3 protein-coding genes and 1 tRNA gene are annotated in these 6,426 nt (G+C 52.1%); 1 reads left to right on the top strand and 3 read right to left on the bottom strand.

Features of this window, described 5'->3' with window-relative positions; genetic code table 11:
* Positions 1-418: 418 nt before the first annotated feature.
* A tRNA-Arg gene (locus tag AC5RDV_RS06755) sits at positions 419-492 on the bottom strand.
* A 178-nt stretch (positions 493-670) separates the two neighbouring features.
* Between AC5RDV_RS06755 and asnA the strand changes: the two genes are divergently transcribed.
* On the top strand, positions 671-1,711 hold the full coding sequence (gene asnA / locus AC5RDV_RS06750; protein ID WP_130893367.1) for an aspartate--ammonia ligase: 1,041 nt from the start codon (positions 671-673) through the stop codon (positions 1,709-1,711).
* Between the two features lie 569 nt (positions 1,712-2,280).
* Here the strand turns inward: asnA and AC5RDV_RS06745 are convergent.
* Complete coding sequence (locus AC5RDV_RS06745) at positions 2,281-4,281, bottom strand: glycoside hydrolase family 97 protein (protein ID WP_428388895.1); 2,001 nt, start codon at positions 4,279-4,281, stop codon at positions 2,281-2,283.
* Between the two features lie 80 nt (positions 4,282-4,361).
* On the bottom strand, positions 4,362-6,182 hold the full coding sequence (locus tag AC5RDV_RS06740) for a rhamnogalacturonan lyase (protein WP_428388898.1): 1,821 nt from the start codon (positions 6,180-6,182) through the stop codon (positions 4,362-4,364).
* Between the last annotated feature and the right edge of the window lie 244 nt (positions 6,183-6,426).

Genomic DNA, 6,426 nt, shown 5'->3' with positions numbered 1-6,426 from the left:
CCGCAAAAAACTGATTGTACTTCATAATGTAAAAGACCGTTTATTTATTAAGACATTGCAAATATAGCGTTTTTGCTACAAATCACCAAATAAAAACATAACTATTTTGCTATATTCATAAAAACTCATATCTCCATTGATACAAGGTTGGCCTACCTTTCACTGTGTGGGTCATGGTGGCCCAATCTTGCACGGGTGGCGGTTTGGCCATCCGTTTTTTCATGGCAATTCCCCTCCTATTTAAAGGAGATTTCCTCTATTTGAGTTTGACGAGAACGGTCATCTGAAAGAATAACCAATCCCTCTATTGAAATGCCCAAAAAGGTGGATTATTCGAGTTGGTAGGCAGAACGTAGGCAAAATTTACAAACAAAAATCCCTAAGTATTTATTAATTATATACTTAGGGATTTTTCTCGTGACCCCGGAGGGATTCTAACCCTCGACCTTCAGAACCGGAATCTGACGCTCTATACAGCTAAGCTACGGAGCCTTAAAAACGATGCAAAATTAAGAAAAAAACAAAGACGCACCAAACTATTTCAAAAAATTAATCCGCAAAATAAAAATTATCATATAGACACAAAAAACACGTTATACACTTCCAAGTTAACAAAAATACGCTATCTTTGCAGAACATTCTGAAAGAAATCAATAAACGTCATAAAGCAATGAGTCATTTAATCAAACCGGAAAACTATCATGCGCTGTTGGATTTGCAGCAGACTGAAATTGCCATTAAGAAAATAAAAGACTTCTTCCTGAGCAGTATATCCACCGAACTGCGTTTACGCAGGGTGACTGCTCCCTTATTCGTACTCAAAGGGTTAGGAATGAATGATGACCTGAACGGAGTGGAGCGTCCCGTCACTTTCCCCATCAAAGACATGAACGAGGCCCAAGCGGAAGTGGTCCACTCTTTGGCCAAATGGAAACGGGTCACATTGGCTGAGTATAAAGTGGAACCGGGATACGGCATCATCACCGACATGAACGCCATCCGTGCAGACGAAGAAATGGACAACCTGCATTCGCTTTACGTAGACCAATGGGACTGGGAACGCGTCATGCCGCCCCACAGCCGCAACACGGAATACCTGAAAAAAATCGTCAACCGCATTTACAATGCCATCCTGCGCACGGAATTCTTTATTTGCGAGACCTATCCCCAGTTGAAAGCATTCCTACCGGAAGACATACATTTCATACATGCCGAAGAGCTCAGGCAACGTTATCCCGACCTTACCCCGAAAGAGCGCGAGGATGCCATCTGCCGGGAATACGGTGCCGTATTCATCATCGGTATCGGCGGAAAATTGGAAGACGGAAAGGAACACGACCTACGTGCCCCGGATTATGACGACTACTCCACAATAGACGAACGCAGCGGCTTGGCCGGACTGAACGGAGACCTGCTCATCTGGTATCCCATATTGGGCCGCGCCATCGAACTTTCCTCCATGGGCATCCGTGTAGACAAAGAAACCCTGCTCAGACAATTACAACTGAGCGGAAAGGAAGACCGTAAAAAACTGTACTTCCACCGCCGCTTGCTCGACGGTACCCTCCCCCAGTCCATCGGTGGCGGCATCGGGCAAAGCCGCCTGTGCATGGTGTTGCTCCACAAGGCACATGTGGGAGAAACCCAGTCGAGTATCTGGCCTGAGGAAATGCGCCAAGAGTGCAAAGAAGCCGGCATAATATTGATATAGCCTACATCCTCCCGCCCCCAAAAAATCACGCCCGAAACTCGCAGCGATGTGAGTTCCGGGCGTGGTATATGGTTGTTTCGAGTGATTATTTCTTCACGCAGCGCACGAAACGGGCATCTTGATTTTAACCATAAATCAGTTTTATTTTTTCAAAAGCCACACATAAAACAGTCAAATAAGACACACGGGAAGAAGAGAAGGGATTGACCTTGCAACCTCCGGCAACGGCTCCCATTCTTTCCGCAGAACGAAAAATCGTTCGGCTGAGAACTTCTTTCCGTTCTGCGCCAAACGATTTACAAGTGTGCAACTACTGTCACACCCCCATGAAACAAAAACAAGAAAAAAGCCTTCACCTGTTCATACCCATTGTATTCCAACGAATTAAGGTGAACTTGCATCGCAATACCCTTCACCTGCCTTTCACCGTCCTTTCAACATGGACTGGCTTTCAAACGGACACCTGAAAGAGTTAACAAATGTAAAACATTCACCTTAACACGTTATGGGACAAGAAGTATGAGCACCTGAAGGCATTTTTCAGACACACCACGAACGGGCATAAAACCTTACAGAGCCTTACCTTTCAGCACGGCACCACCCTGGGCTGCCAATGTCAGCTTGAATTTTCCGTTCTTAGCCACCTTGGCCTCTTCTGCCTGTGGAGTTTTTCCATCCTTGCCGTCGTGGTAATAAGACACTGCCGTACCGGCCAACATAGGCAATTCCACAGTCAGTTTCAAAGCCTCCTTTCCTGCATTCAAGGCTGCCACATACCAATCCTGTCCGTGGCGACGCGCCAACACGACGTAGCGTCCGGGATAACCGTCGATGAACTTCACTTCGTCCCACACCGTAGGAACTTCTTTCATGAAGCCTATCTCGAAAGCCGGCACATCCGTCAGGTTGTTCGGTGCCAACGCAAAATTCTGGATAGGGTTCTGGAAAGCCACGGCCGTAGCCAACTGGAATATGTCGGTGGTGACACGGGTCGTTCCACCGTCGTTACCCCGGTTCAGCCGCTTGTTGAGGAAGGTGCCACCGAACTCCATGCAGCCCACCGAGTTGCGGATGAACGGGTGCAGCGTGGCATTGAAAGCCTCGTTGTCGCAGAAATGTTGGTTGAAAATCAGGTTCTCGGATGCCAGCACGGCCTCGCTGCCCACATAGTTGGGATACATGCGCTCCCAACCGCGCGGCAACGTACAGCCATGGAAGATGACCATCAGCCCGTGGTCGTCGGCATCGCTCAGGATGGCTTCGTACAAACGCATCGTCTCCTGCTTGTCGCCGCCGAAGAAGTCCACCTTGATGCCCTTCACGCCTTGCTGTTGCATCCAACGCATCTCCTTCTTGCGCGTGATGGGGTCGCACATGATGTTAATCGGACCTTGTTCGATGTCGTTCCAGTAACCGCTGGAACTGTACCACAAGAAAATGTCCACGCCTTTGCCTTGCGCGTACTTGATGAGGTCTTCCATCCGCTTATGGCCGATATTGTTGTCCCACCAGTTGTCTATCAGGGTATATTCATAGCCCATGGCAGAAGCCATGTCTACATAACGCACCTGGTCGTCGTAGTTGATACTGTTGTCTTGCCAGAGAATCCAACTCCACGTGCCGCGCCCGTACTTATATTTATGTTCCGTGGTGAAACGGGGCTCCACCACGTCCCAAACCACCGTGGTCTCCACGATGGGAGCCAAGTCACGGGACACCGTGAGCGTACGCCAAGGCGTATGGCCAGGCAAAGCGAAAGCCGGTTCCGGCGTGCCGTTACCGTTGTTCTCTTCCGGCATCGGGAAAGCCACGGTGTACAGGCCGTCCTGCGCGTCGCTCAGGCGGGATCCGCAATAGCGGCTGTCCACGCCCGTTTCGCTCACAAGTACCCAACCGTCTTCCCCCACACGGAACAATCCGGGGAAGGTATAACCATGGCCGTACTGTGAAGGCGTCCCCATCGGTGCGTCGGCCTTATACTCCTCTTCGTAGCTGGGCTTCGTCCGCTTCCAACCTATCATGGCATCGCTTTGCGGTGTCAGGAAAGTCGTGGTCTTGCCGGGAAAACGGAACCCGGTGGTTTCGTTCATCACGCGCACACTGCCCGTTCCGCCCTGTTTGGGCAGGAAATAACGGAAAGCCACATTGTGGTCTTCCACCACAAATTCCACTTCCATCTCCTGTTTCTTGGCATTGGCAAGACTCACGGTAAAGGTATTGGCCTTCTTGTCCACCCGACTCGCCTTGCTGCGCTCCAGGTCGTAACGGATGTCGCGCGTACCGGCCTGTTCTTTCACCCATACCAAGTCGCGGCTGAAATCGGCAAAGTTCGTCACCAGACCCAAGGGAGACTCCTCCAACATCGTCACTTCTTTCCGTCCTTCTTTTCCATTTGCATAATATCCTACCTTATAATATGCGCGTCCGTCTTTCAGTCCTACTTTGAGGAAGGTCATACCGTCGGGACTGGTGACGGTCTTTTCATCCTGCTGCGCTGCCGCAGCCATGACTGCCGCCAAAGGAGCAGCGTCCGCTCCGCCCACAGCCCAGACTGTTCCGCCCACAGACATCATTCCGGCTAACAAAATAGCCGCCAAAAAGTTTTTCTTCATTGTTTTTTCATTTTTAGTTCATATAATTTTCCATATTCTCATTTTCCAAACTGATACCCCCGGAAAAGCTTGCCACTCCGTTCTAATTCCGCACCGAAATAGAAGCCGGGCTGTGTGGGTTGGTTGTAGGCCACGTTTTCCGTCACGATACTGAGCCGGTAAGGCCGATCCTCCAAGAACGTATAGAAACGGTAAGGAGTGGGAAGCGGGGACACATATACGCGCAAAGCCGTATTGTCCGCCGTACGCACCACGACCTCTTCGCGCCAGTCGCCCAAAATGTCGCCCTGCAAGCAAGGATTGCTTTTCGACCCGTTGTTGAAACTGCATCCGTCGAACGTAGCCAACGGACGGCAAGCCTGTGCCTCCCAGTCGTACTTGCTCACCGTTTCATGGTCCAACATCTCGCGCAGCAAATCGCCGTCCCACCACACAGCCATGTTCATCGGCAACCCTTTAGGTGCGGCACAAACCACTTCTCCTTTTATATTCCGTATGCCCCCGGAAGCCGACGACCACATCTCCAATCCGTAATTCGTAGGGTCGATGTCCGCCGCCATGCAACGCCCCACGTCTTTGGCAGCCGGGAGTTGAAAGATGACCTTTCCGGTCGCAGCATCGCGGAAATCGCTCCCGTCGCGCTTGTTCTCATGGCAGTCCCACACTTGCAAGCAACCAGACGAGGGGTCGAAAGCCGTGAGATGCAAGGCGTCGCCATGGCCGAAACCGGTATTGTACAGCCCCGTCCCGTCATGGTCTATCGCACACGAGCCGTACGTGATTTCGTCACAACCGTCACCGTCCACGTCGGCCACACGCAGGTTATGGTTTCCCTGCCCTGCGTACGAAGCCCAACGGGCGGAATCCGTATCGAACACCCAACGCGACGCCAACCGCTTGCCATCCCAATCAAAAGCCGCCAACACAGTACGCGTATAATACCCCCGGCACATCACTACGCTCGGATGCCTCCCGTCCAAGTAGGCCACAGCCGCCAGATACCGCTCGCTGCGGTTGGCATAATTGTCGCCCCAGTCTTCCAACCGTCCGCGCGGAGGGATATAGTCCACCGTTTGCAAGGCCGCGCCCGTCTTCCCGTCGAACACGGTCAGGAACTCCGGACCCGAAGCGACATACCCCTTCCGGCCTTCCACCGGTTCTTGCGCCCCCACCCGGTAGTCTGCCGAGGGGTCGCCTATCGTATGCCCCCGGCCGTCCACCGTGCCGTCCGCAGTCTTGGCCGTGACTTCAGCCCGTCCGTCGCCATCGAGGTCGTACACCATGAACTGGGTGTAATGCGCCCCCGCACGGATGTTGCGCCCCAAGTCGATGCGCCATAGGCGAGTACCGTCCAACTTGTAAGCGTCCAAAAACACGGTTCCGGTAAAACCGCTGTGGGAGTTGTCTTTGGCATTGGAAGGCTCCCACTTCAGCACTATCTCGAAATCCCCGTCACCGTCCAAATCACCGACGGACGCATCGTTGGCCGTATAGGTGCAAACCTCGCCGCCGGGCATAGTCTGCGGCTCCGGCTGCTGCAACGGGATGTCCAGATAACCGCACGGGGCATTGGCCGGAAGCGTCCATTTGCCGCCGGACGAGGGTTCTTCCCGGCCGTCCACCACCGGACGTACCTCATATACCGATTTTCCCCAGGACGGGTTATAATCGTAAAACTGCGTGGAAACAGACACTGGTTTTGGGGTAACCAACAGACCGTCACGGTACACATTAAACACCGTACGGACCGAATCGGAAGACAAATAACGCCAACCCACCATGACCGTATCGGGTGATAACCTGACAGCTACGGTTCCCCGTCCCAAACGTTCCCCGGTGGTAGAAAGAGATGACTTCATTTCCGGCCTCCCGGTTACACAGGCGGAAACGGCATCTTCCTCCTGCATGGCAACCGGCCATACGGCCCCGGCCATGCACAGGGCCGAAATACATAAACAAGTTTTCCTCAGATTATTTTTCATGAGCCTTCAGTTAATGACGGTGCGAATATAGCGAAAAGAAAGGAGACACGCGACCGGCAGACTGATAAAATCTATTAAAATCTCTGGGATGCCTTACAGAAAAGCATGAAAACAAGTCGTC

The organism is Paraprevotella sp. (assembly GCF_986071375.1).
Note: the sequence above shows the minus strand (reverse complement) of the source record. Positions and strands in the feature narration are given on the sequence as shown.

Excerpts from the sequence above, each read along its gene's own strand:
- asnA (WP_130893367.1), top strand. The coding sequence starts at position 671 with ATGAGTCATTTAATCAAACCGGAAAACTATCATGCGCTGTTGGATTTG.
- AC5RDV_RS06745 (WP_428388895.1), bottom strand. The coding sequence starts at position 4,281 with ATGTCTGTGGGCGGAACAGTCTGGGCTGTGGGCGGAGCGGACGCTGCT.
- AC5RDV_RS06740 (WP_428388898.1), bottom strand. The coding sequence starts at position 6,182 with ATGAAGTCATCTCTTTCTACCACCGGGGAACGTTTGGGACGGGGAACC.